This window comes from Escherichia sp. WS338 (assembly GCF_046486405.1).
GTDB lineage: Bacteria > Pseudomonadota > Gammaproteobacteria > Enterobacterales > Enterobacteriaceae > Escherichia > Escherichia coli.
Window position 1 is genome coordinate 1 of sequence record NZ_JBJQLL010000014.1, and the last position, 26,097, is coordinate 26,097.

Sequence of the window (26,097 nt, forward strand, 5' to 3'; positions counted from 1 at the left end):
GCCAGACCGCAAGGTGTTTTAACAAATCAAAAGGGGTTTTAATAACTGGCTCAAAGCTGAAAGCTTTCCGGAACCCCCAGCCTAGCTGGGGGTTTTCTGTGCACAAAAAAAGCGCGTCGATCAGGACGCGCTTTTTAGTATTTACTTCATATTACTTCAGGTATTCACCCGTACGCAGAGCTTCAATACGTTTATCCAGCGGCGGGTGAGTCATGAACAACTCACTGAGCGATTTCGACTTACCGTTAATACAGAAAGCCATCATGCTGGTTGCTTCTTGCGGTTCATAGCTGGTTTTCAGGCGCTGCAATGCAGCAATCATTTTCTCGCGACCAACCAGTTTTGCTGAACCCGCATCGGCGTGGAATTCACGATGACGCGAGAACCACATGGTGATAATGCTCGCCAGAATACCAAACACCAGTTCCAGAACCGTTGCAACCGCAAAGTAGATCAGCGGGTTGCCGTTGCTCTCTTCACCTTCATCACTATTTCCGCCCATAAAACCCGCGGCAAGCTGCGCCAGAATACGGGAAATAAAGATAACGAAGGTGTTCACCACGCCCTGAATCAGCGTCATGGTGACCATATCACCATTGGCGATGTGGCTGATTTCGTGAGCAATTACCGCCTCGGCTTCATCCGGGCTCATGTTCTGCAGCAAACCGGTGCTGACAGCAACCAGAGAGGCATCACGGCGCGCACCGGTTGCAAAAGCGTTGATGTCCGGCGCATGGTAGATAGCCACTTGCGGCATAGCGATCCCCGCCTGACGAGCCTGGGTTGCTACAGTATTGACCAGCCAACGTTCCCTTTCGTTACGCGGTTGCTCGATCACTTCCCCGCCAACAGATCGTAATGCCATCCATTTGGACATCAGAAGCGAAACGAAGGAACCACCAAAACCGAACAGCAAGGCCATGATCATCAGCCCCTGAACGCTGCTCGACTGTATCCCTGTCAGGCTCAGTACCAGCCCGAAAACGACCATTACGGCCAGGTTCGTTAGCAGGAAGAGCGCGATTCGCATCATAATTTTCTTTTTACCTCAGTTTAACAAAACGCAATATGCGATACCCACATCGTATGGGTTACGCGACTATTTTCAAGTCTGGATAGTGCGTAAGTCACCAGAAAGACACAACTTTACATTTTGTAGCATCTGATTTACGGCATCTTGCCGCTGTTAAAAAATCAGGCACAATTTCTTGTGCCTGATTGATATTACTTGACGGGAGCGGGTTGTTCCGCGGGTCTGGCTTTTTCAAGCTTCGCCAGATCGAGTGCGATATTCACCGTCTCATCCAGATAAGGATCCGGCTCCTGGTAATCTTTCGGTAGATCATCCAGTTTCTTCAACTCCGGTTTACCTTCGCGTTTAAAGCGTTCGTTCAAACGCGCCAGACGCGTCGCATCATCTTCATTATTCTCTTTCTCACGCACAGCGTAATTCAGAGAAACGATATTGCGCTTGTCCTTCATGGCGTTGAAGCGCGCGATATCCTTCATGATGTTCTGGAACTCAGGATCTTTCGCGATACGCGCATTATGTTCCTTCAGCAGCTCCGGTCCAAAGGCCGTTAAATCGCCTGATTTCACATAGGTCGCGGCATCGATGCTATCCCACGGCAGCGCGTTATCTTCGAATTTCTCACCGGTTTCCGTTTCTTCATTACCCGTCGGCATGATGATGTCTGGCGTTACGCCTTTACGTTGCGTACTGCCGCCGTTAACGCGATAGAATTTCTGGATCGTGTACTGCACAGAACCCAGCGCTGGCCATTCAGGACGTAACATCTGATCGTAAATACGGTTCAATGAACGGTATTGCTGAACGGTGCCTTTACCAAACGTCGGTTCACCCACAACCAGCGCACGACCGTAATCCTGCATTGCCGCGGCAAAGATTTCTGAAGCCGAAGCACTGAAACGGTCAACCAGTACCACCAGCGGGCCTTTATAGAAGACCTGTCCGTCGGTATCGCTGTCTTCACGAACTTTACCGTTGTTATCACGGACCTGAACAATCGGGCCGGATGGAATAAACAGACCGGAGAGCGATACCGCTTCGGTCAGCGCCCCACCACCATTGCTACGCAGGTCGATGATGACGCTGCTGACATTCTGTTTTTCCAGTTTCTGCAGTTGCACTTTGACATCGTCTGTCAAACCCACATAGAAGCCCGGAATATCCAGCACGCCGACTTTCTCTTTACCGACGGTCTTCACCGACATTTTAACCGCGCGGTCTTCGAGGCGAATACGTTCACGGGTCAACGTTACAGTACGGGTCTTGGTCCCTTTACCAGCAGGTAAAATTTCCAGACGAACTTTACTGCCCTTCGGCCCTTTAATTAAGGCAACCACATCATCAAGACGCCAGCCAATCACGTCAACCATCGGCTTGCCTGTTTGACCAACACCGACAATTTTGTCACCAACGCTGATAGCTTTACTCTTCGCTGCCGGGCCTCCTGCCACCATCGAATTGATAACGGTGTAGTCATCATCCATTTGCAGCACTGCGCCAATACCTTCCAGCGACAAACTCATTTCAGTGTTGAACTGTTCGGTATTACGCGGGGAAAGATAGTTGGTATGCGGGTCGATTTCACGCGCAAACGCCGTCATTGCCAGCGAGAAAACATCTTCGCTGTTGGTTTGCGCCAGACGACGAATGGCAAATTTGTAGCGGCGAGTCAGGGTTTCACGAATTTCTTTATCCGTTTTTCCTGCCAGCTTCAGGCTTAACTCGTCGAATTTGACTTTACTGTCCCACAGCGCGTTCAACTCAGCCTCGTTTTTCGGCCAGGGCGCTTTGCTGCGGTCAAGGTTATAAGTGTCGTTGCCGGTGAAATCCATCGGCTTTTCCAGTACCGACAAAGCGTACTGGTAACGTTCAAAACGACGCTTTTGCGCCAGATTGTAGAGATCGTAGAAAACGTCGAGTTTGCCTGAACGCAGTTCATCGCCTAACTCGGTTTTCTTTTTCGCGAACTGTTCAACATCGCTTGCCAACAGCACGTTGTGGCTGTAATCGAGCAGATTCAGGTAGCGGTCAAAGATTTTGGCCGAAAATGTCTGATCGAGGTCGAACTGGCGATAATGAGAACGGGTGAAGCGCGACGTTACGCGCTCACTTACCGTCGCATGCTGCGTCTCTTCCTTTAATACCGGAATTTGATCAGCACGCGTGATATCTTCTACAGCGAAGGTCTGGCCTGCTATTGCAAGCAGGCCAGCTAACGCGGTAAGCCTAAAAAACATGTTCATGCCTGGCCCGGCCTCCGTTTCAGAACACCAGGTGTTCTGCGCGCACAATCAAAGACATACCCGAATTCAGCTGGACGCGGACGCCGTCTTTGGTGATTTCTAATACGGTGGCATCCATCGCGTTTTGACCCGCTTTCACCTTCAGGGCTTGTCCGACAGTCAGAGCTGAAATGTCAGAAACCGGGGTGTGCTGTTCTTCGCGAGGTGCTTTTACTGTTTTTGGCGCTTTCTCTACCGGCTTTTGCGCACGAGGTTTACGTTCAGCGCCTTCTTTGCGGCGTGGCGTGGTCGGACGTGGCTTGCGTTCGCGGCGCGGTGCGTCTTCTTTCTCACCAGCAGCTGCGGCAGCTTCGCGTTTTTTCGCTTGCTGTTCAGCACGCTGTGCCTGAACACGCGCTTTCGCTTCTTCAAGCTGCTTGCGAGCATGCTCTACATGTTGCTCGTCCAGCTCACCGCATGGGTTGCCGTCAAGATCGACACGCGTTGCGCCGGGTTTAACACCGTAAAGATAACGCCAGCTCGAAGTGTAGAGACGTAAAGCGGATCGCAATTGCGTTTTGCTCAGGTTCATTTCCCCGGCAACACGATCGACCAAATCCTGAAAAATACCGATTTTCAGCGGACGCGCTTCACCTTCCGCACTGAAACAGTGGGGAAAACGTTCGGCCAGAAACGCGATTACTTCTTTACTGCTATTCAACTTAGGTTGATTTTCCATGAAATTTCCTGATTACAACGGACGTAGCCAACAAGCGCAGGCATGAACAGGCGTCATTATAATGACGCTATCAGTAAATGCTACGTTATCCGTTGATTATCCTGCGACGCTCGCAAAGAATTTTTTGTAATCCGTCGTTGCAAGCACTTTTTCAAGCTGTGCCACAAGCTGACGTAAGCCTTGCTCGTCCTCGTCTGTAAAGCGACCGAAGACGGTACTATCGATGTCGAGAACACCAATAATCTGATTTTTCACCACCAGCGGCAGAACAATTTCAGAATTACTCGCCGCATCACAGGCAATATGCCCGTCAAACACATGAACATCCTCGATACGCTGCACTTGATTGCGGGCAACCGCAGTGCCGCACACGCCGCGCCCGACGGGTATCCGGACACAGGCAATTTTGCCCTGAAATGGTCCGAGTACCAGTGTATCGTCCTCAAGCAAATAAAAACCTGCCCAGTTTACGTCAGTGAGACGCTCATATAACAACGCACTGGTGTTCGCAAGCGTTGCCAGAAAACTGGTTTCTCCTGCCATCAGCGCGTTAAAGTCGCGATTTAAATCCGCGTAAAATTCTATTTTGTTCATTATGTAATCACTTGGTTGTCTTACCAGGAACTGCCAGCCTATTAAAATAAGCATTAAATGCGTTAATGCTCAAGATCATTCCAATCATGGGTTAAGATTAATGTTAATTCTTATTACATTTGGCACGTCATGGCTCTTAACACACCACAAATTACGCCGACAAAAAAGATAACAGTGAGGGCTATCGGTGAGGAACTGCCGCGTGGTGATTACCAACGTTGCCCGCAATGTGACATGCTGTTTAGCCTGCCCGAGATAAATTCTCATCAAAGTGCCTATTGTCCGCGCTGTCAGGCAAAAATTCGTGACGGGCGCGACTGGTCGCTAACGCGCCTGGCGGCAATGGCCTTCACCATGCTGTTGCTGATGCCGTTTGCCTGGGGCGAACCGCTGTTGCATATCTGGCTGTTAGGCATTCGTATTGACGCCAACGTCATGCAAGGCATCTGGCAAATGACCAAACAGGGCGATGCGATAACGGGATCAATGGTCTTTTTTTGCGTTATTGGTGCCCCCCTCATTCTGGTGACCTCCATAGCTTATTTATGGTTTGGTAACCGACTGGGAATGAATCTACGCCCGGTACTGCTGATGCTTGAGCGACTTAAAGAGTGGGTAATGCTGGATATCTACCTGGTCGGCATTGGCGTTGCTTCTATAAAGGTACAAGATTATGCCCATATCCAGGCGGGTGTCGGCTTGTTCTCTTTTGTGGCGTTGGTGATTTTAACGACGGTGACGTTGTCACATCTCAATGTCGAAGAACTGTGGGAGCGATTTTATCCACAGCGCCCCACTACGCGTAGAGACGAGAAACTCCGTGTCTGTCTTGGGTGCCATTTTACCGGCTATCCTGATCAGCGTGGTCGCTGCCCGCGTTGCCATATCCCGCTACGCCTGCGTCGCCGTCATAGTCTGCAAAAATGCTGGGCGGCGCTGTTAGCGTCAATCGTTTTGTTGTTACCTGCCAACCTGTTGCCTATTTCTATCATTTATCTGAATGGTGGCCGGCAGGAAGATACGATTCTTTCCGGGATTATGTCGCTGGCAAGTAGCAACATTGCCGTTGCGGGAATCGTGTTTATCGCCAGTATTCTGGTACCGTTTACTAAAGTGATCGTCATGTTCACTTTACTGTTGAGTATTCATTTTAAATGCCAGCAAGGTTTACGCACACGCATTCTGTTACTGCGGATGGTGACCTGGATTGGTCGCTGGTCGATGCTCGACCTGTTTGTCATATCTTTAACCATGTCGCTGATTAATCGCGATCAGATCCTCGCTTTTACTATGGGACCGGCTGCGTTTTATTTCGGCGCAGCGGTAATTTTGACTATTCTTGCTGTGGAATGGCTGGACAGCCGCTTACTTTGGGATGCACATGAGTCAGGAAACGCCCGCTTCGACGACTGAAGCGCAGATTAAAAATAAACGCCGTATCTCACCTTTCTGGCTGCTGCCGTTCATCGCGCTAATGATTGCCGGTTGGCTGATTTGGGATAGTTATCAGGACCGGGGTAATACCGTCACCATCGACTTTATGTCGGCGGATGGTATTGTCCCGGGCCGCACCCCTGTTCGTTATCAGGGCGTTGAAGTCGGAACTGTGCAGGATATCAGCCTGAGCGACGATCTTCGTAAGATTGAAGTCAAGGTCAGCATCAAGTCTGATATGAAAGATGCGCTGCGCGAAGAGACACAGTTCTGGCTGGTGACGCCAAAGGCCTCACTGGCAGGTGTCTCCGGGCTGGATGCCCTCGTCGGTGGTAACTATATCGGCATGATGCCAGGTAAAGGTAAAGAGCAGGATCACTTTGTCGCACTCGATACCCAACCGAAGTATCGGCTGGATAATGGCGATCTGATGATCCACCTGCAAGCCCCCGATCTCGGTTCACTGAACAGCGGTTCATTGGTCTATTTCCGTAAGATCCCGGTGGGTAAAGTCTACGACTATGCCATCAATCCCAATAAGCAAGGCGTGGTGATTGATGTCCTGATCGAGCGGCGTTTTACCGACCTGGTGAAAAAAGGTAGCCGTTTCTGGAACGTTTCCGGCGTTGATGCCAACGTCAGTATCAGTGGCGCGAAGGTGAAACTGGAAAGTCTGGCGGCACTGGTTAACGGTGCGATTGCCTTCGATTCACCTGAAGAGTCGAAACCTGCCGAGGCGGAAGATACCTTTGGTCTGTATGAAGATCTCGCCCACAGCCAGCGTGGCGTAATAATAAAACTGGAACTGCCGAGTGGGGCCGGATTAACCGCCGACTCGACGCCGTTAATGTATCAGGGGCTGGAAGTCGGACAGCTGACTAAACTGGATTTAAATCCTGGTGGTAAAGTCACCGGAGAAATGACCGTTGATCCCAGCGTCGTTACGCTGTTACGGGAAAATACCCGCATCGAATTACGTAATCCGAAATTATCCCTTAGCGATGCCAATCTCAGCGCCCTGCTGACCGGAAAAACCTTTGAGTTGGTGCCCGGCGATGGTGAGCCACGCAAAGAGTTCGTTGTTGTGCCAGGCGAAAAAGCCCTGCTACAAGAGCCGGATGTTCTGACACTGACCCTGACAGCACCAGAAAGTTACGGTATTGATGCTGGTCAGCCGCTCATTCTCCACGGTGTGCAAGTAGGCCAGGTTATTGATCGTAAACTCACCAGCAAAGGCGTTACCTTTACCGTCGCCATCGAGCCTCAGCATCGCGAACTGGTAAAAGGCGATAGCAAATTTGTCGTCAACAGCCGTGTCGACGTGAAGGTGGGGCTGGATGGCGTTGAGTTTCTCGGTGCCAGCGCCTCAGAATGGATTAACGGCGGGATACGTATTCTGCCGGGCGATAAAGGCGAGATGAAAGCCAGCTATCCACTGTATGCCAATCTGGAAAAAGCGCTGGAGAACAGCCTTAGCGATTTACCCACCACAACCGTAAGTTTGAGTGCAGAGACGCTGCCGGATGTGCAGGCAGGATCGGTAGTGCTGTACCGTAAATTTGAAGTTGGTGAAGTTATTACTGTGCGTCCGCGAGCTAACGCGTTTGATATCGATCTGCATATTAAGCCGGAGTATCGCAACCTTCTGACCAGCAACAGCGTGTTCTGGGCAGAAGGTGGGGCGAAAGTTCAGCTAAATGGTAGTGGTCTGACCGTACAGGCATCCCCGCTCTCCAGAGCATTAAAGGGGGCTATTAGCTTCGATAACCTCAGCGGTGCCAGCGCCAGTCAGCGTAAAGGCGACAAGCGTATTCTGTATGCTTCCGAAACAGCGGCCCGTGCGGTTGGCGGGCAAATTACGCTTCACGCTTTCGATGCCGGAAAACTGGCGGTCGGGATGCCAATTCGCTATCTCGGTATTGATATCGGGCAAATCCAGACGCTGGATCTGATTACCGCGCGCAATGAAGTACAGGCAAAGGCGGTACTTTACCCGGAATATGTCCAGACCTTTGCACGCGGTGGTACACGCTTCTCAGTGGTCACACCGCAAATTTCGGCAGCTGGCGTTGAGCATCTTGATACTATCCTCCAGCCGTATATCAACGTCGAACCAGGCCGGGGCAATCCTCGGCGCGACTTTGAATTACAAGAGGCTACCATAACTGATTCGCGTTACCTGGATGGCTTAAGCATTATTGTTGAAGCGCCGGAAGCCGGTTCGTTAGGCATCGGTACGCCTGTGCTGTTCCGTGGTCTGGAAGTCGGTACGGTTACCGGAATGACGCTGGGGACATTGTCAGATCGCGTGATGATTGCGATGCGCATCAGTAAACGCTATCAACACCTGGTGCGTAACAATTCCGTCTTCTGGTTGGCATCGGGTTACAGTCTGGACTTTGGTCTGACGGGCGGCGTAGTGAAAACCGGCACCTTTAACCAGTTTATCCGTGGCGGCATCGCCTTCGCCACGCCTCCAGGTACGCCACTGGCACCGAAAGCCCAGGAAGGCAAGCACTTCCTGTTGCAGGAAAGTGAACCGAAAGAGTGGCGTGAATGGGGTACTGCGCTTCCCAAATAATGCCCACTGCTCCGGCGTGCCTGCGCCGGAGCGTTTATGCTAAACTGCGCGCCTGTTTTTTTGCCAGTGGTATATGCTCGTGGCCCAACACACCGTTTATTTCCCGGACGCCTTTCTGACGCAAATGCGCGAAGCGATGCCTTCGACGCTCTCTTTTGATGATTTTCTTGCCGCCTGTCAGCGCCCGTTGCGCCGCAGCATTCGCGTTAATACGCTGAAAATCTCCGTTGCTGATTTCCTGCAATTAACCGCTCCTTATGGCTGGACGCTTACGCCAATTCCGTGGTGTGAAGAAGGTTTCTGGATTGAACGCGACAATGAAGATGCATTGCCATTGGGTAGTACCGCCGAGCATTTAAGTGGCCTGTTTTATATTCAGGAAGCCAGTTCAATGTTGCCTGTTGCCGCCTTGTTTGCTGACGGTAATGCACCACAGCGGGTGATGGATGTCGCTGCCGCGCCTGGCTCCAAAACGACGCAAATTGCCGCGCGGATGAATAACGAAGGGGCAATCCTTGCCAATGAGTTTTCCGCCAGTCGGGTAAAAGTGTTACATGCCAATATCAGCCGCTGTGGCATCAGTAATGTTGCGCTCACACATTTTGATGGCCGCGTGTTTGGTGCGGCAGTGCCAGAAATGTTTGATGCCATTTTGCTGGACGCTCCCTGCTCCGGCGAAGGCGTGGTGCGTAAAGATCCCGATGCGCTAAAAAACTGGTCACCAGAAAGCAATCAGGAAATCGCAGCTACCCAACGGGAACTGATCGACAGCGCCTTTCATGCATTACGCCCTGGCGGTACGCTGGTTTACTCGACCTGTACCTTAAACCAGGAAGAAAACGAAGCCGTTTGCCGGTGGCTGAAAGAGACTTACCCCGACGCAGTAGAGTTTTTACCGCTTGGCGATCTCTTCCCTGGTGCAAACAAGGCGCTGACCGAGGAAGGCTTTTTGCATGTTTTCCCACAAATTTACGACTGCGAAGGCTTCTTCGTTGCTCGTCTGCGTAAAACTCAGGCGATTCCCGCCTTACCCGCCCCAAAATACAAAGTGGGCAATTTTCCGTTTAGCCCGGTGAAAGATCGCGAAGCCGGACAAATTCGTCAGGCGGCTGCAGGTGTTGGCTTAAACTGGGATGAAAACCTGCGACTCTGGCAGCGCGACAAAGAAGTGTGGTTGTTTCCGGTAGACATTGAAGCCCTGATCGGTAAAGTCCGATTTTCTCGCCTGGGGATTAAACTTGCCGAAACGCACAACAAAGGTTATCGCTGGCAGCATGAAGCGGTTATTGCCCTTGCCTCCCCCGACAATGTGAACGCTTTTGAACTGACACCGCAGGAAGCGGAAGAGTGGTATCGCGGGCGCGATGTTTACCCGCAAGCCGCGCCAGTAGCGGATGATGTATTGGTTACTTTCCAGCATCAGCCGATTGGTTTAGCCAAACGAATTGGTTCGCGACTGAAAAACAGCTACCCGCGTGAACTGGTGCGAGACGGGAAACTTTTTACCGGTAACGCCTGACAGCGCACAAAAAAAGCGCACTTTTTGACTGGCACATTCGGCTGCCTCAACTAGGCTGAAAAATGGTGCGATCGGACTGGTCGTACCACAATCGGCAGCTAAATGGAGAGCACGAAGATGAAAACCAGTGTGCGCATAGGCGCTTTTGAAATCGACGACGGCGAATTACACGGCGAATCGCCGGGTGATCGAACGTTAACCATTCCTTGTAAATCAGACCCCGATTTATGTATGCAACTGGATGCCTGGGATGCTGAAACCAGTATCCCTGCCCTGCTAAATGGCGAACACTCTGTCCTTTACCGTACCCGTTACGATCAACAATCTGATGCCTGGATTATGCGTCTTGCCTGATCCAAAAAGAACCCGTCGGCATGGCGGGTTATTTGTCCTGGTTATTCCCCCGTTGTAAAATCTCTCCTAAACTTAACGGTACGGCACCACACTTCGGGGATGAAATGTTCGCGCTGGTACTTTTTGTTTGCTACCTGGATGGCGGTTGTGAAGATATTGTTGTGGATATCTACAACACGGAACAGCAGTGTCTCTATTCTATGAGCGATCAACGGATCCGTCATGGCGGTTGTTTTCCGATTGAGGATTTTATAGATGGTTTCTGGCGACCTGCACAGGAGTACGGTGATTTTTAATTATTGCAATTGCACAAGAGTCAGTTCTCCCCCAAAGACAGCACCGGTATCAATATAATGCAGGTTGCCAATATCCACGCGATGGCGCAAAGGTGTATGACCAAACCAGAAATGATCAGCACCTGCAATTCCCTGCCCTTTTTGGTGTTCACCTAATCGCGAGCGGCTCCACAAGATCTGATGCAAATCGACGTCCTTTTGCCATTCATAAACATCATCTGGATAATCGGCATGAGCAATAACATGTTTGCCGGTGCGACTGTGTACTTCAAGAATAAAGGGCAAATGCTGACATTTTTCCAGCGCCGTTTTCGCTTGTTTCTGGTGATTATCTGCCAGCGCAATAAACCAGTCGCCGCCATTCATCAACCATAAAGACATCTGCCGGGATGCCAGCGCATCCATCGCCATCTGTTCATGATTGCCTCTTACCGCACGAACCCAATGTTGTTCCAGTAACTGCAGGCAACGTAAACTTTGCGGCCCACGATCGATAACGTCTCCCACTGAGATAAGTAAATCTCGCCACGGATCAAAACGACAATGCCATAATTTGCGGCGCAACTGCTCAAGACAACCGTGTATATCGCCTGAAAGCCAGATATGTCGCCATTGATGACCCGCAATTCTCTGATAAACGGGCGCAGGCTGTTTCATCAATATTTTCCTCCCGCGCTAAAGATCACATAATCTTAACAAGAATGTTAAAAAACGCTGGACTCAGACAGTAGAGTGTGTGTTATGGTTGACTATAAAGTCAGCGAAGGGAATGCTTCTGGCTTTTAACAGATAAAAAGAGACCGAACACGATTCCTGTATTCGGTCCAGGGAAATGGCTCTTGGGAGAGAGCCGTGCGCTAAAAGTTGGCATTAATGCAGGCTTAGTTGCCTTGCTCTTTAAGAATAGATGACGACGCCAGGTTTTCCAGTTTGCGTGCAAAATGGTCAATAAAAAGCGTGGTGGTCATCAGCTTAAATGTTAAAAACCGCCCGTTCTGGTGAAAGAACTGAGGCGGTTTTTTATTGGAAATCAAAAGGCTATTTTAGGTAATTAACAGAGTTTTTCAGCTCGCTCTATAAACGGTGCCAGACTCATTTTTTCGCCGGGATTGTTAGGATCATCAATCTGAATCACCGAAATGGGTTGGGCTTTAGTCTTCCCACTGGCAACTTCCTTTTGTGCGATATCGTTTAAAGGATACTGCACGAGGGTACTTGGGTTGATGACATACAAAGCATTACCCGGTCGGCAAGTCAGCATCACCTCTTCGCGATTAAACGCCCATTTGTCTTTACCCACTTCAAAACGGCTGACGGTAATCACCTGCGGTGCCGCCAGCGCCGCTGCAGAACTGGTGAGTAACAGAAACGCCAGAATACTTTTTTTCATCATTTTCGTAATCCATCAAAAAGGTTCGAGAGTCGCAAGCAGGCTGATGATCACCAGCACTACCGCACCTATCGCCCATTCGAGTTTAGTCATCCACACAAACCAGGGAGCCGCACGATCTTCATCCTGCCTCATGCGCGGTACAAGAACATAACGATTAGCCAGCGCGATGACCACCATAATCATCACCAGGATGGCTTTGAGCATTAAGAGTTGGCCCCAGTAAGTCGTAAGCGTGGGGGGAAATCCGGTAATCAACAATGCATTAAGCACGCCGCTTGCCAGTACGCCGATCACCGCAAAATGCCCGCACCAGGAAAAACGCATCAGCGCCTGAATAGCCTGGTGTCGCCAACGGCCTTTGATGAGTTGCATACACCAGAGCACCGGCAGTAATCCCCCAAACCACGCCGCCGCACAGATCAGGTGAATTGCGTGATTAGTCTGATGGATTTTCGCCGTTACCCCTTCATTCAGCGTCGCATGCCCGACTCCCGCCAGCAGAATAAATTGCGCGGTAGTGAGCATAAATAGCAAACGTGGCATATTCTGCGGTTGCATAAGGGCAACGATCAACGTTACGAGGGCGAGAACAATTTGCCATAACCAGATGCCACCAAACTGCGTTTGCAAAACAGCCAGCCAAATGTTTGGCGAAAATACATCTGACCATCCCGTTCCCATCAACCCGCCCTGAACGGCGAGCATTGCAGTGGCACTGATCAAACTCCAGACGGCAGCGTGCTGTTGTAAACGCAGAAAACGCTTCGTCAGCAAGCGACGAATCGTTAAGGGGGCCAGCCAGGCACCGTACATTGCGAAGCCAAAAACCAGCATCAACGAGGTGAAATGGATAAATCGCAGCGCGATCCAGGTAAACGCCAGCATGATTTATTTCACGCTAAAGGTGTAGTGTCCTTTCGTTTTATGCCCGTCCACCGAAACAACATGCCAGTCAACGGTGTAGGTTCCGGGTTTCAGCGAATCGGCCAGTGGAACAATCAGTTGCTTTTGGTCCTGCTCATTTCGCTTCGCCGGTAATGTTTTAATATTTTCGTTTTTTGGCCCCGTGATTTTTGCACCACTGAATCCTGTTTCAACGCCTTCCGAGAAGTTTAAAGTGATTGCCTGCGGGGCAGCTGTCACTTGCGCATTTGCTGCAGGATACTGATGCGTTAAATGCGCATGTGCCCAGACGGAAGGTGTCACCAACGAAGTGGTCAGGATTGCCAGCGCGTAGCGAAGGGAGCGTGCAGTTGAAGCCATATTATCTATTCCTTTTTGTAATAACTTTTTTACAGAGCATAACCTTGTCTAATGTCTGAGTCGAGGATCATCAATTCCGGCTTGCCATCCAGGCTCACTCTTAGTAACTTTTGCCCGCGAATGATGAGGAGATTAAGAATGCTGAAGAATCTGGCTAAACTGGATCAAACAGAAATGGATAAAGTGAATGTCGATTTGGCGGCGGCCGGGGTGGCATTTAAAGAACGCTACAATATGCCGGTGATCGCTGAAGCGGTTGAACGTGAACAGCCTGAACATTTGCGCAACTGGTTTCGCGAGCGGCTTATCGCCCACCGTTTGGCTTCGGTCAATCTGTCACGTTTACCTTACGAGCCCAAACTTAAATAAAACTTATACAGAGTTACACTTTCTTACATAACGCCTGCTAAATTATGAGTATTTTCTAAACCGCACCCATAATTTGCAGTCATTTTGAAAAGGAAGTCATTATGTCGTTCTGGAAAGTTGCAGCAGCGCAATATGAGCCTCGTAAAACCTCACTGACCGAACAGGTAGCTCATCATCTGGAGTTTGTGAGTGCCGCCGCCAGGCAACAATGTCAGCTATTAGTTTTTCCATCGCTTTCTTTACTGGGGTGTGATTATTCGCGACGTGCCCTTCCTGCCCCACCCGATCTCTCGCTGTTAGACCCGCTTTGTTATGCTGCAACGACCTGGCGAATGACCATCATTGCCGGCCTTCCCGTTGAATATAACGATCGCTTTATTCGTGGAATTGCGGTGTTCGCACCGTGGCGAAAAACACCAGGGATCTACCATCAGAGTCATGGTGCATGTCTGGGCCGTCGTTCCAGAACCATCACGGTGGTCGATGAACAACCGGAAGGTATGGATATGGACCCGACCTGTTCACTGTTTACGACAGGGCAATGTCTGGGGGAACCCGACCTACTGGCATCTACCCGCCGCTTACAATTTTTTTCACATCAGTACTCAATTGCCGTGCTGATGGCAAATGCCCGTGGTAACAGTGCACTATGGGATGAACATGGTCGTCTCATCGTTCGCGCCGATCGTGGTTCATTATTGTTAGTCGGTCAGCGTTCATCACAGGGTTGGCAAGGCGATATCATTCCATTACGCTAGGCTTTTTCGGCCTGGAGCATGCCATGTTGCGCATTATCGATACAGAAACCTGCGGTTTGCAGGGAGGGATCGTTGAGATTGCCTCTGTTGATGTCATTGACGGAAAAATCGTCAACCCCATGAGCCACCTGGTGCGCCCCGATCGTCCTATTAGTCCACAAGCGATGGCGATTCATCGCATCACCGAAGCCATGGTCGCCGATAAACCGTGGATTGAAGATGTGATCCCACACTATTACGGTAGTGAATGGTATGTCGCGCACAACGCCAGCTTTGACCGCCGCGTACTGCCTGAGATGCCCGGTGAGTGGATTTGCACTATGAAACTGGCCCGTCGTTTGTGGCCAGGGATCAAGTACAGCAATATGGCGTTATATAAAACACGGAAGCTCAATGTACAGACGCCGCCGGGCCTGCATCATCACCGCGCGTTGTATGACTGTTATATCACCGCTGCGTTGCTTATCGATATTATGAACACCTCCGGCTGGACGGCAGAACAGATGGCCGATATCACCGGACGTCCGTCGTTGATGACGACCTTCACCTTTGGCAAATACCGTGGCAAAGCGGTTTCCGACGTTGCCGAACGCGATCCGGGCTATCTGCGCTGGTTGTTTAATAACCTGGACAGCATGAGCCCGGAGCTGCGTTTAACACTGAAACATTATCTGGAAAATACTTAATCCTCAGGCGTAGCGGGTAATGTTCCCTGCGCCAGCGCGACCAGAAAAGCATATTCCATCGCTACGCCTTCGTACGATTTAAAGCGACCAGATTTACCGCCATGACCTGAGTCCATGTCGGTACAGAGCAATAAAAGATGGTCATCGGTTTTCAGCTCGCGCAATTTAGCGACCCATTTTGCCGGTTCCCAATATTGCACCTGAGAATCGTGCAAACCGGTCGTTACCAGTAAATGCGGATAAGCCTGTGCGGTGACGTTGTCATATGGGCTGTAGCTTTTCATGTACTCGTAATATTGCGGATCCTGCGGATTCCCCCACTCTTCAAACTCACCAGTGGTAAGAGGAATTGATTCATCAAGCATTGTTGTTACAACATCAACAAACGGTACCTGGGCGATAACGCCGTGGAATAATTCCGGGCGTTGATTAATTGCAACGCCCATCAACATGCCCCCCGCACTTCCGCCCATCGCATAACAGAGCGAAGGAGAGCCATAGCCCAGTTTTAACAATGCATCGCAGGCATCAAGATAATCATTAAACGTATTTTTCTTCTTCAGAAATTTACCGTCTTCGTACCATTGTTGCCCCAGCTCACCACCGCCGCGAACATGGACAATGGCGTAGACAAAGCCACGATCTAACAAACTCAAGCGGCTAAAACTGAAATCGGCATCAATACTTGCGCCGTAAGAACCGTAGCCATACACCAGTAGCGGGTTGTGTCCTTTGCGAAAATGTTTGCGATGATAGACCAGCGAAACCGGAACTTCGACGCCATCACGGGCGACTATCCACAGGTGTTCACTGCGGTAATTCGCCGCATCAAAACCAGGAACTTCCGTTTGTTTTAATACACGACGCTCACCGGTATCCATATCCAGTTCAAACAAAGTATCTGGTGTGGTCATGGAAGAATAACCATAACGCAATCGCGCGGTTTCAGGTTCTGGATTGTAGGCAATCCAGGTCACATAGGCCGGATCATCAAAGGCAATGCCAATGACTTCCCGGGTCTTGCGGTTGATTTGGCGCAAACTGGTTAACCCGCGCTGACGCTCTTCAACCACCAGCCAGTCGGTAAACAGCGTAAACCCTTCCAGCATAATGTTATCACGTGGCGGAATTAACTCTTCCCACTGTTGCTCATCACGCATACGGGTACGGTATAAGCCAAAGTTTTTACCGTGGCGGTTGGAACGCAGATAAAACCGATGCTGGTAGTGATCAAGGCTGTATTCGTGATCTTTGCGGCGAGGCAGAAAAACAAACGGCTCGGCATCGGCCATTTCCGCGTCCAGCAGGCGAACTTCACTGGTGGTGGCGCTGGCCAGATGAATGACCACATAATGCTTCGAGGTCGTTTTATGCAGGCTGACGTAATAGGTATCGTCTTTTTCTTCGTAAATCAGTTTATCTTGCGATGCTGGCGTACCGATGGCGTGACGCCAGACCTGATAAGGCAGCAGCGTCACTGGATGCTTGCGAACATAGTAGAAAGTCCAGGAGTCATTTGCCCAGACAAAGCTGGGTTCAACGTTATCCAGCAGTTCCGGGTACCAGTTACCTGTTTCCAGATTACGAAAACGAATGCCATACTGCCGTCGGGAAAGAAAATCTTCTGCCAGTGCCATAATGGTGTTATCTGGCGTAATCGCCATTCCGCCCATCGAATAAAACTCACTATGAGCCGCGCGCTTGTTGGCATCGAGCAATGTTTCCCACTCGTCCCACTCTTCACTGAACGCCGATTGACGCTGGTAGATAGCATATTCACAGCCTGGTTCATAAATATGCCGATAGCGGTAGCCATTTTTGATGTAGGGCGCAGAAACTTCTCGTTGCGGAATGCGGTCGATGATTTCCTTTAAGATGCGATCCTGCAAGGCTTGTTGCGAGGCCATCACCCGATGACCGTAACTATTTTCTTGTTGCAGATAGTCCAGGACTTTCGGCTGAGAACGCGTATCGTCCCGCAGCCAGTAGTAATTATCGATGCGCGTATCGCCATGAAGCGTCATGGCGTGGGGAATGCGGGCGGCTTTTGGTAGCATGTTATTGTTCTTTCTGGTTGAAACATCTTATAAGGGTGGCAAAACTCACCGGGGATGCAAGCGAAACAGGGTAGTCATTGCTTAGATGATGACAGGTAATGGCGCGGATATCGAATGTTATGCAGACAGAGAAAATCAGCCTGCTCAAATGGCTGTGCGGTTCTGGATAACCCGAAATAATCAGCTTCAGGCTATCCAGAGAGCGGAATTACTCCGCCAAAGTACGTTTTTGCTGTTCGAGATCGCGTTCAATGCCTTCACGAACATCCTGGGGGATTTTCAGCGCATCACCCAGTGCATTCAGGTAACTGCGTTCCATAAAATGGTCAATATCAATAGCCGCGCAGCTCAGGAAATAGATTTCCAGCGCCTCTTCTTCATTGCGGACCCCGGTAGCCAGGCGTTGTGGATCCAGCGGTTGTTCGATTGCCTGCTCAATGAGTACACGCCCCTTCTCTTCCACACCGGCTTCTCGCAATTGCTGGTCGATTGCCGCACGTTCTTTGGCATCAATATGGCCATCACTTTTAGCGGCAAAGACCAGCGCAAGGATCAAACGTTCCGTACGCTCATCCAGCGGCGTACTTTGCGCGCCAAACTGCGGTTCGTCCTGATGCGCCGCGCGAATTTTATCTTTGTATTTATTCCACAGCACCGTACCCGCGACCGCTCCGCCGCCAACCAGTAACGCGTTGGTGCCATATTTCGTAAGAAGTTTCCGTGCTGATTTATTTGCGACCAGCAGCCCAGCCAGTCCGCCTAATGCGCCAGGCACTAAAAGTTTGCCCAATCCCTGATCCGCAGACGAGGAGGTAGAAGAACGGCTTTGCCCAAGCAGGGATTGCAGTTGATTTAACCAGTTAGCCATATTTGCTCCTCAATAACCATTTTTAGTGCCTGTAGCATAGCGGATGAGGATGTCAGAAAATGTATATTGAGACAAAAGATGCGCAAATAAGCGGGGCGGTAGACCGTTATTCAAAGAAATTCGCGCCAGGTAAGGTGTTTACTGTATATCAGGTGATAAGGGTATTTTAGGTGAAAGTAGTTTGACGTTTTGAGTGGCACTGTTTGACGCTGATTGCCCGATGCGACGCTGTTGCGTCTTCTCAGGCCTACGATTGTGGTGCGTTGTGGGGCGGACAAGGCATTCGCGCCGCATCCGCCGACGGTCAATCGAATTATCAGAGGCCATTAACGCCGCTGATATTCCGCCATTCCCGCTTTGCAGTCCACGCTGACCTGGTAATGAATATCGGCACTTTTACCACGTACGGTTAGCGGTACTGACCATTTATCATCTTTACCCTGAATGTCCTGCAAACTGACCCATGCCACAGGATCGGCCTGACCGACAATTTTTTGATCATCTGCCCAGCGCGCCACGCGATTTTGTTGATAATCACGTTTTACGCTCGCGGCAATTCCGGCAGCATCCAGACCTTCACACTTTGGGAAAGTGACCGACTTGCTGGTTTCATTATTGGCAGCGAAAACTGATGCGCAGGCAGAAACCAACAACAGCCCTAAAAACGCCCCTCTTTTTTTCATGTTTTTCTCCATAGCACAATGATTCAGGAGAAAGCATGGTACAAATTGTCAGGAGCGCAAGTTGCTTCAGGCCGCGTGTGAGGCATCTTCCTCTTCGGATTCAGCACCGACGACCTGTGGGGACGGTAATTTGCCGGTTTTCAGAATGGTGCTCAGCACATCTTTTTGTTCTGCCAGCCATAGCGAAAGGGCTTCACGTTGCTCGTCTTCCATTTGCACTGGAGAATTTGTCAGCCAGGTGTCAAGCAGATCCGCCGTATCAAGCATTTTGTCATAAGCATCGGCTTCCTTTTTGCTGGTAAACGACATTTTCTCTTCGCCCTCACGAATGACTACGTATTTAACTTCAACCGCCATTTGCAGCCTCTCATAATAACTGTGATTTTATACAGTATATTTCTTCTCGATTGGGAAATCAACATCAACAATAAAGACACGCGCAAACGTTTTCGTTTATACTGCGCGCGGAATAAATCAGGGGATATTCGTTATGACGTTATTAGGCACTGCGCTGCGTCCGGCAGCAACTCGCGTGATGTTATTAGGCTCCGGTGAACTGGGTAAAGAAGTGGCAATCGAGTGTCAGCGTCTCGGCGTAGAGGTGATTGCCGTCGATCGCTATGCCGACGCACCAGCCATGCATGTCGCGCATCGCTCCCATGTCATTAATATGCTTGATGGTGATGCATTACGCCGTGTGGTTGAACTGGAAAAACCACATTATATCGTGCCGGAGATCGAAGCTATTGCCACCGATATGCTGATCCAACTTGAAGAGGAAGGACTGAATGTTGTCCCCTGCGCTCGCGCAACGAAATTAACGATGAATCGCGAGGGTATCCGTCGCCTGGCAGCAGAAGAGCTGCAGCTGCCCACTTCCACTTATCGTTTTGCCGATAACGAAAACCTTTTCCGCGAGGCGGTTGCTGAAATCGGCTATCCCTGCATTGTTAAACCGGTGATGAGTTCCTCCGGCAAGGGGCAGACGTTTATTCGTTCTGCAGAGCAACTTGCTCATGCATGGGAGTACGCTCAGCAAGGCGGTCGCGCCGGAGCGGGCCGCGTAATTGTTGAAGGCGTCGTTAAGTTTGACTTCGAAATTACCCTGCTAACCGTCAGCGCGGTGGATGGCGTCCATTTCTGTGCACCGGTAGGTCATCGCCAGGAAGATGGCGACTATCGTGAATCCTGGCAACCACAGCAAATGAGCCAGCTGGCTTTGGAACGTGCGCAAGAGATTGCCCGTAAAGTGGTGCTGGCACTGGGCGGTTATGGGCTGTTTGGTGTCGAGCTGTTTGTCTGTGGTGATGAGGTGATTTTCAGTGAGGTCTCCCCTCGCCCACATGATACCGGGATGGTGACGTTAATTTCTCAGGATCTCTCGGAGTTTGCCCTGCATGTGCGAGCCTTTCTCGGACTTCCGGTTGGCGGGATCCGTCAGTATGGTCCTGCAGCTTCTGCCGTTATCCTGCCACAACTGACCAGTCAGAATGTCACGTTTGATAATGTGCAGAATGCCGTAGGCGCAGGCATACAGATTCGTTTATTTGGTAAGCCGGAAATTGATGGCAGCCGTCGTCTGGGTGTTGCGCTGGCGACCGCTGAGAGTGTTGATGAAGCGATTGAGCGCGCAAAGCACGCCGCCGGACAGGTAAAAGTACAGGGTTAAACCCGGCAAAAAAACGCTACAAAAATGCCCGATCCTCGATCGGGCATTTTGACTTTTACAGCTTAGCGCCTTCTACAGCTTCACGCGCCAGCTTAGTAATGCGGTCGTAATCGCCCGCTTCCAGCGCATCTGCCGGAACCAGCCAGGAACCACCGATGCACAGCACGCTTTTCAGCGCCAGGTAGTCACGGTAGTTAGCCGGAGAAATACCACCTGTCGGGCAGAAACGGACCTGGGAGAACGGACCCGCGATCGCCTGCAGGGCTTTCACACCGCCGTTAGCTTCAGCCGGGAAGAATTTGAACTCTTTCAAACCGTAGTCCATACCCAGCATCAGTTCGGAAACAGTGCTGATCCCCGGAATCAGAGGAATAGTCCCTTCGGTAGCAGCTTTCAGCAGCGGCTCGGTCAGACCCGGGCTAATTGCAAACTGTGCACCCGCTTCAGTGACTTCTGCCAGCTGCTGTGGATTCAGCACCGTACCGGCACCCACAATCGCTTCAGGCACTTCTTTGGCGATAGCACGGATAGCGTCAACTGCGCACTCGGTACGCAGAGTCACTTCCAGAACGCGCACCCCACCAGCAACCAACGCTTTTGCCATCGGCACCGCGTGTTCCAGTTTTTTTACCACGATAACCGGTACAACCGGGCCGGTGGTCAGGATTGATTCTGCACTTGTTTTCCAGTTTTTCATCAGAGTTTTCTCTCGCCTGATTACAAATTTGTCGTCTTAAAAAGTGATACAGGTTGCGCCCTGTTCGGCACCGGACAGTTTTTCACGCAAGGCGCTGAATAATTCACGTCCTGTTCCCACGCGTGACGCGCTCAGGTCAGGAATGTGTGGTTCGCGAGCAGCCAGTTCCGCTTCGTCTACCAGCAGCGTCAGTTCGCCTGTCTGTCCATTCACTCGAATGATGTCCCCGTCGCGCACTTTTGCCAGCAGCCCGCCATCGTAGGCCTCTGGTGTTACGTGGATAGCTGACGGCACTTTACCTGAAGCGCCGGAGAGTCGTCCATCGGTAACTAACGCAATTTTGAAACACCGGTCCAATAATACACCAAGTGGCGGCATGAGTTTATGTAATTCTGGCATTCCGTTCGCTTTTGGCCCCTGATGACGGACAACAACGACACAATCGCGGTCCAGTAAACCCGCTTCAAAGGCCGGCATAACGTCATGCTGGCTTTCAAAAACAACCGCTGGCGCTTCAATCACCTGGTTCTCTACCGGCACGGCAGAGGTTTTCATAACCGCTCGGCCCAGGTTACCGCTTAACACTTTTGTCCCACCATGATGAGAGAAAGGTTGTTCGAAGGACGCGATCACATTGTTGTCGAGTGATTTTTCCGCCCCTTCCCGCCAGTCCAGTTCGCCATTATTCAGCCATGGTTCAAGGGTATAACGAGACAGACCAAAGCCTGCCACCGTATTGACATCTTCATGCAGCAGGCCTGCTTTGAGCAGTTCACGCACCAGAACCGGTACGCCACCTGCCGCCTGGAAGTGGTTAATATCGGCCGGACCGTTCGGGTAGAGACGTGCCATCAGCGGTACAACATCAGAAAGGTCAGAGAAGTCATCCCAGTTAATCTGAATACCGGCTGCGCGCGCCATCGCCACCAGGTGCATGGTGTGGTTAGTGGAACCACCGGTCGCCAGCAGTGCAACGATACCGTTCACCACCACTTTCTCATCGATCATCTTACCGATCGGCATCCATTCATTACCATTACCGGTCATGCGCGTAACCTGGCGCGCAGCTGCAGCGGTCAAAGCATCGCGCAGCGGAGAATCCGGATGAACAAAAGAAGAGCCTGGCAACTGCATCCCCATAAACTCCACCACCATCTGGTTGGTATTGGCAGTACCGTAGAAAGTACATGTTCCCGGCGCATGATAAGACGCGGCTTCTGACTCCAGTAGTGCCATGCGGTCCACTTTACCTTCGGCATAAAGCTGGCGAATACGCACTTTTTCTTTATTTGGTAAACCGCTTGCCATCGGTCCAGACGGCACAAACACCGCAGGCAAATGACCAAACGACAGGGCTGCCATGGTCAGACCCGGGACAATCTTGTCGCACACACCGAGGAACAGCGCACCATCAAACATGTTATGGGACAGCCCCACCGCCGCAGACATCGCAATCACTTCGCGGCTTAACAGCGACAATTCCATTCCATCCTGCCCCTGGGTGACACCATCACACATCGCCGGAACACCGCCCGCAACCTGACCAACCGCATTCGCTTCATGCAGGGCTTTACGAATGATTTCTGGATAGTGTTCATAAGGCTGGTGAGCGGAGAGCATGTCGTTATAGGAGGTGATGATGGCGATATTGTTACGCAACATGCTTTTCAAAGAGGCTTTGTCTTCTGGCTGGCAGGCAGCGAAACCGTGTGCCAGGTTACCGCATGCCAACTGCGAACGATGAACGGTCGAAGTTTTCGCTTGTTCTATCCGGGCGAGATAAGCAGAGCGAGTCTCGCGCGAACGTTCAATGATTCGATTTGTTACGCGTAACAATTGTGGATTCATAAAGGCTCCTGAAATTGAGTTGTCAGAGCAGGATGATTCACAACACGTTTCATTCAGAGGATTCATGACTGAAACGCCTGTAACCGTAGCTCATAGGGCAAAAACGTTTCAGTCAGTGTAATAAAAAAAGCCTCGTGGGTGAATCCGCACGAGGCCTGAAAGTGTAAAAATTGTTCTACAATCTGTGCAAGATCATGTTACCGGTAAAATAACCATAAAGGATGAGCGCAGATATTACTCAAACTCATTCCAGGAACGACCATCACGGGTAATCATCGCCACTGAGGCAACGGGTCCCCAGGTTCCGGCCTGATACGGTTTCGGCGCATCATTGTCCATCGCCCACGCCTCAGTAATGGAGTCTACCCATTTCCAGGCTTCTTCCACTTCATCGCGACGTACGAACAGTGCCTGAATACCACGCATGGTTTCCAGCAGCAGACGTTCATAGGCGTCTGCCAGATGCGTTTGATTAAAGGTTTCTGAATAGCTCAGATCCAGCTTGGTGATTTGCAGGTTATGTTTATGGTCAAGGCCAGGAACTTTATTTAGTACCTGGATATCCACGCCTTCATCAGGTTGCAGACGGATAGTCAGTTTATTCTGCGGCAGATCCTGCCACGACTCTTTAAACAGATTCAGTTCAGGTGTTTTGAAATAGACCACGACTTCAGAACATTTGGTCGGCAGACGTTTACCAGTACGCAGGTAGAATGGCACACCGGCCCAGCGCCAGTTATCAATGTCGACGCGGATCGCCACGAAGGTTTCTGTATTGCTGCTCTTGTTCGCGCCCTCTTCTTCCAGATATCCCGGCACTTTTTTGCCCTGGGCGAAGCCCGCAGTATATTGCCCGCGTACGGTTTTTTCGCGCACGTTGGAGCGGTCAATGCGGCGCAGAGACTTCAGTACTTTCACTTTTTCATCGCGGATGCTGTCTGCACTCAGGTCAGACGGCGGAGACATCGCAATCATGCAAAGAATTTGCAGCAGGTGGTTCTGGATCATGTCGCGCATCTGACCGGCTTTATCAAAATAGCCCCAGCGCCCTTCGATCCCCACTTCTTCTGCCACGGTAATCTCAACATGATCAATGGTGCGATTGTCCCAGTTATTCACAAACAGGGAGTTAGCAAAACGCAGCGCCAACAGGTTCAGCACCGTTTCTTTACCAAGATAGTGGTCGATACGGTAAACCTGGCACTCCTCGAAGTATTCGCCAACCTGATCGTTGATTTCCTGCGAGGTCGCCAGCGACGTCCCCAGCGGTTTCTCCATGACTACGCGTGCCGGTTTAGCATTCAGTTTTGCCTCACCAAGCCCTTTGCAAATTGCGCCAAAAGTGCTGGGCGGCATGGCAAAGTAGTTAATGGTGATACGATTTTTTTGATCCAGCATCGCGCCGAGACGGCTGAATGCAGCAGTGTCATTGACATCGAGATTACAAAAATCCAGACGTGCACTCAGGGTGTCCCATAAACCTTCATCAATGGTTTCTTTCATGAAAGTTTCGAGCGCCTCGCGGACAACTTTGGTATAAGCCGCTTTATCCCAGTCAGCACGCCCTACGCCGATAATCCGGGTGTCCGGGTTGAGCTGACCGGCTTTTTCCAGTTGATACAGGGAAGGCAGCAATTTACGACGCGCAAGGTCGCCTTTCGCGCCGAAAATGACCAGGTCACAGGCCTGGGCTGTTTGCGTTACCGCCATGTCATTCTCCTTAAGTTAACTATCCCGGTACTTAAGCCAGGGTATACTTGTAATTTTCTTACGGTGCACTGTACTGCTTTTACGAGCTTGCGAAAACTGTAAACGCTTATCCACCCGTGCGATTACGGTAAAAGCGCGCAAAGTGCGGCAAAACTGATAAAAAAATCATCGTTTTCCATTGGGTAAAAATCTGACACTGATCATGTTATGAAAAAAAATAACAACTTTTTTATCTGCTTTTGTCATTAACACAGCACACAGGCGTAATATCTGACAAAACTGCATTTCGATTTCTTTCAGAGCGGAAATCGTCATTACCCGTGAGTCTCTTTACATCATGAATATGCTGGAAAAAATCCAGTCTCAGCTGGAACATTTGAGCAAATCTGAGCGCAAAGTTGCCGAGGTCATTCTGGCTTCGCCCGATAACGCGATCCATTCGAGTATTGCTGCTCTGGCGCTGGAAGCCAATGTTAGCGAACCGACGGTGAATCGTTTCTGTCGCAGCATGGACACTCGCGGTTTTCCTGATTTTAAACTTCATCTGGCACAAAGTCTGGCGAATGGCACTCCCTATGTTAATCGCAACGTCAATGAAGATGACAGCGTTGAATCATACACGGGGAAAATATTTGAGTCCGCAATGGCAACGCTCGATCATGTCCGTCATTCACTGGATAAATCTGCCATCAACCGCGCCGTCGATTTGCTCACTCAGGCAAAAAAAATCGCCTTTTTCGGATTAGGCTCTTCAGCCGCCGTTGCCCACGATGCGATGAATAAGTTCTTTCGTTTTAATGTTCCGGTGGTGTACTCCGATGATATCGTGCTGCAACGCATGAGTTGTATGAATTGTAGCGACGGAGACGTGGTGGTGCTGATTTCTCACACGGGAAGAACAAAAAATCTGGTCGAGCTGGCGCAGCTGGCACGCGAAAACGACGCCATGGTGATTGCCCTCACCTCTGCGGGTACCCCGCTCGCCCGGGAAGCAACGCTGGCAATTACCCTCGACGTACCGGAAGATACTGACATTTATATGCCCATGGTTTCTCGACTTGCGCAGCTGACCGTGATAGATGTGCTGGCGACAGGATTTACTTTGCGACGCGGTGCAAAATTCAGAGATAACTTGAAGCGGGTCAAGGAAGCGCTGAAGGAATCGCGTTTTGATAAGCCGTTACTTAATTTAAGTGACGATCGCTAAAAACGACTGTCACTGTCCTAATCTTATACGACATCCGAATGAGATTAATTTATCGCCATCGCGGCGTTATTTCATTCGGATTTCATGTTCAAGCAACACCTGGTTGTTTCAGTCAACGGA

At 50.5% G+C, this 26,097-nt stretch carries 25 protein-coding genes; 10 read left to right on the forward strand and 15 right to left on the reverse strand.

All coding sequences use genetic code 11. From position 1 onward, the window contains the following. Window positions 1–151: 151 nt before the first annotated feature. The 4 genes from htpX to msrC form a co-directional block, all read right to left on the reverse strand. On the reverse strand, window positions 152–1,033 hold the full coding sequence (gene htpX / locus ACJHWT_RS13945; RefSeq protein WP_024207718.1) for a protease HtpX: 882 nt from the start codon (window positions 1,031–1,033) through the stop codon (window positions 152–154). A gap of 191 nt (window positions 1,034–1,224) precedes the next feature. Beyond that, the gene (gene prc / locus ACJHWT_RS13950; RefSeq protein WP_001055809.1) at window positions 1,225–3,273 is read right to left on the reverse strand and encodes a carboxy terminal-processing peptidase; all 2,049 of its coding nucleotides are present in this window, start codon (window positions 3,271–3,273) and stop codon (window positions 1,225–1,227) included. A gap of 19 nt (window positions 3,274–3,292) precedes the next feature. Beyond that, window positions 3,293–3,991: an RNA chaperone ProQ gene (gene proQ, locus ACJHWT_RS13955; protein ID WP_000431370.1), complete on the reverse strand. Its 699-nt coding sequence runs from the start codon at window positions 3,989–3,991 to the stop codon at window positions 3,293–3,295. A 96-nt stretch (window positions 3,992–4,087) separates the two neighbouring features. Next, window positions 4,088–4,585, reverse strand: a complete 498-nt coding sequence (msrC, locus tag ACJHWT_RS13960) for an L-methionine (R)-S-oxide reductase (RefSeq protein ID WP_001033106.1) — start codon at window positions 4,583–4,585, stop codon at window positions 4,088–4,090. Between the two features lie 129 nt (window positions 4,586–4,714). Here msrC and yebS point away from each other — a divergent pair, with 129 nt between their 5' ends. From yebS to ACJHWT_RS13985, 5 genes are all read left to right on the forward strand, one after another. After that, the gene (gene yebS, locus ACJHWT_RS13965) at window positions 4,715–5,998 is read left to right on the forward strand and encodes a membrane integrity lipid transport subunit YebS (RefSeq protein ID WP_001317883.1); all 1,284 of its coding nucleotides are present in this window, start codon (window positions 4,715–4,717) and stop codon (window positions 5,996–5,998) included. Then, window positions 5,967–8,600 carry a lipid-binding membrane homeostasis protein YebT gene (gene yebT, locus ACJHWT_RS13970; RefSeq protein ID WP_001306757.1) on the forward strand — a complete coding sequence of 878 codons (2,634 nt, stop codon included), beginning with the start codon at window positions 5,967–5,969 and terminating at the stop codon, window positions 8,598–8,600. The genes yebS and yebT overlap by 32 nt, the downstream gene beginning before the upstream one ends. Before the next feature lie 79 nt (window positions 8,601–8,679). After that, window positions 8,680–10,119: a 16S rRNA (cytosine(1407)-C(5))-methyltransferase RsmF gene (rsmF, locus tag ACJHWT_RS13975; protein ID WP_001317885.1), complete on the forward strand. Its 1,440-nt coding sequence runs from the start codon at window positions 8,680–8,682 to the stop codon at window positions 10,117–10,119. A gap of 117 nt (window positions 10,120–10,236) precedes the next feature. Beyond that, window positions 10,237–10,473: a YebV family protein gene (locus ACJHWT_RS13980; protein WP_001295499.1), complete on the forward strand. Its 237-nt coding sequence runs from the start codon at window positions 10,237–10,239 to the stop codon at window positions 10,471–10,473. A 104-nt stretch (window positions 10,474–10,577) separates the two neighbouring features. Beyond that, entirely contained in the window at window positions 10,578–10,769 is a 192-nt protein-coding gene (locus ACJHWT_RS13985) for a YebW family protein (RefSeq protein WP_001317886.1), read from the forward strand. On the opposite strand, the gene pphA is transcribed toward ACJHWT_RS13985, so the two are convergent. From pphA to yobA, 4 genes are all read right to left on the reverse strand, one after another. Further along, complete coding sequence (gene pphA, locus ACJHWT_RS13990; RefSeq protein ID WP_000812744.1) at window positions 10,770–11,426, reverse strand: protein-serine/threonine phosphatase; 657 nt, start codon at window positions 11,424–11,426, stop codon at window positions 10,770–10,772. It abuts the gene before it with no gap. A gap of 394 nt (window positions 11,427–11,820) precedes the next feature. Further along, the gene (locus ACJHWT_RS13995; RefSeq protein WP_000976472.1) at window positions 11,821–12,162 is read right to left on the reverse strand and encodes a YebY family protein; all 342 of its coding nucleotides are present in this window, start codon (window positions 12,160–12,162) and stop codon (window positions 11,821–11,823) included. 12 nt (window positions 12,163–12,174) lie between these two features. Beyond that, window positions 12,175–13,047, reverse strand: coding sequence for a copper homeostasis membrane protein CopD (gene copD / locus ACJHWT_RS14000; RefSeq protein ID WP_000879316.1), 873 nt, complete (start codon window positions 13,045–13,047; stop codon window positions 12,175–12,177). A 3-nt stretch (window positions 13,048–13,050) separates the two neighbouring features. After that, window positions 13,051–13,425, reverse strand: a complete 375-nt coding sequence (yobA, locus tag ACJHWT_RS14005; RefSeq protein ID WP_000168747.1) for a CopC domain-containing protein YobA — start codon at window positions 13,423–13,425, stop codon at window positions 13,051–13,053. 138 nt (window positions 13,426–13,563) lie between these two features. Here yobA and holE point away from each other — a divergent pair, with 138 nt between their 5' ends. From holE to exoX, 3 genes are all read left to right on the forward strand, one after another. Further along, window positions 13,564–13,794: a DNA polymerase III subunit theta gene (gene holE / locus ACJHWT_RS14010; protein ID WP_000916759.1), complete on the forward strand. Its 231-nt coding sequence runs from the start codon at window positions 13,564–13,566 to the stop codon at window positions 13,792–13,794. A gap of 101 nt (window positions 13,795–13,895) precedes the next feature. Then, window positions 13,896–14,552, forward strand: a complete 657-nt coding sequence (gene yobB / locus ACJHWT_RS14015) for a carbon-nitrogen hydrolase family protein YobB (RefSeq protein WP_000011673.1) — start codon at window positions 13,896–13,898, stop codon at window positions 14,550–14,552. Window positions 14,553–14,575: 23 nt separating this feature from the next. Then, window positions 14,576–15,238, forward strand: coding sequence for an exodeoxyribonuclease X (gene exoX, locus ACJHWT_RS14020; RefSeq protein ID WP_000944256.1), 663 nt, complete (start codon window positions 14,576–14,578; stop codon window positions 15,236–15,238). Here the strand turns inward: exoX and ptrB are convergent. The 4 genes from ptrB to yebG all read right to left on the reverse strand — a co-directional run bounded on the left by ptrB (window position 15,235) and on the right by yebG (window position 19,203). Continuing rightward, entirely contained in the window at window positions 15,235–17,295 is a 2,061-nt protein-coding gene (gene ptrB, locus ACJHWT_RS14025; protein ID WP_000936978.1) for an oligopeptidase B, read from the reverse strand. The two genes, exoX and ptrB, sit on opposite strands and share 4 nt — an antisense overlap. Before the next feature lie 208 nt (window positions 17,296–17,503). Further along, window positions 17,504–18,163 (reverse strand): tellurite resistance TerB family protein, encoded by a 660-nt coding sequence (locus ACJHWT_RS14030; RefSeq protein ID WP_000024728.1) that lies wholly within the window; start codon window positions 18,161–18,163, stop codon window positions 17,504–17,506. A gap of 326 nt (window positions 18,164–18,489) precedes the next feature. Beyond that, window positions 18,490–18,846: a protein YebF gene (yebF, locus tag ACJHWT_RS14035; protein ID WP_001295500.1), complete on the reverse strand. Its 357-nt coding sequence runs from the start codon at window positions 18,844–18,846 to the stop codon at window positions 18,490–18,492. A gap of 66 nt (window positions 18,847–18,912) precedes the next feature. Then, the gene (gene yebG, locus ACJHWT_RS14040; RefSeq protein ID WP_000257738.1) at window positions 18,913–19,203 is read right to left on the reverse strand and encodes a DNA damage-inducible protein YebG; all 291 of its coding nucleotides are present in this window, start codon (window positions 19,201–19,203) and stop codon (window positions 18,913–18,915) included. Between the two features lie 133 nt (window positions 19,204–19,336). Here yebG and purT point away from each other — a divergent pair, with 133 nt between their 5' ends. Then, window positions 19,337–20,515 (forward strand): formate-dependent phosphoribosylglycinamide formyltransferase, encoded by a 1,179-nt coding sequence (purT, locus tag ACJHWT_RS14045; protein WP_000173459.1) that lies wholly within the window; start codon window positions 19,337–19,339, stop codon window positions 20,513–20,515. Window positions 20,516–20,570: 55 nt separating this feature from the next. Here purT and kdgA read toward each other — a convergent pair whose 3' ends face one another. From kdgA to zwf, 3 genes are all read right to left on the reverse strand, one after another. Beyond that, window positions 20,571–21,212: a bifunctional 4-hydroxy-2-oxoglutarate aldolase/2-dehydro-3-deoxy-phosphogluconate aldolase gene (kdgA, locus tag ACJHWT_RS14050; protein ID WP_000800512.1), complete on the reverse strand. Its 642-nt coding sequence runs from the start codon at window positions 21,210–21,212 to the stop codon at window positions 20,571–20,573. A gap of 36 nt (window positions 21,213–21,248) precedes the next feature. Next, complete coding sequence (gene edd, locus ACJHWT_RS14055) at window positions 21,249–23,060, reverse strand: phosphogluconate dehydratase (RefSeq protein ID WP_001069461.1); 1,812 nt, start codon at window positions 23,058–23,060, stop codon at window positions 21,249–21,251. A gap of 234 nt (window positions 23,061–23,294) precedes the next feature. Continuing rightward, complete coding sequence (gene zwf / locus ACJHWT_RS14060; RefSeq protein WP_000301727.1) at window positions 23,295–24,770, reverse strand: glucose-6-phosphate dehydrogenase; 1,476 nt, start codon at window positions 24,768–24,770, stop codon at window positions 23,295–23,297. Between the two features lie 337 nt (window positions 24,771–25,107). On the opposite strand from zwf, the gene hexR reads away from it, so the two are divergent. Continuing rightward, window positions 25,108–25,977 carry a DNA-binding transcriptional regulator HexR gene (gene hexR, locus ACJHWT_RS14065; protein WP_001056693.1) on the forward strand — a complete coding sequence of 290 codons (870 nt, stop codon included), beginning with the start codon at window positions 25,108–25,110 and terminating at the stop codon, window positions 25,975–25,977. Window positions 25,978–26,097 lie beyond the last annotated feature (120 nt).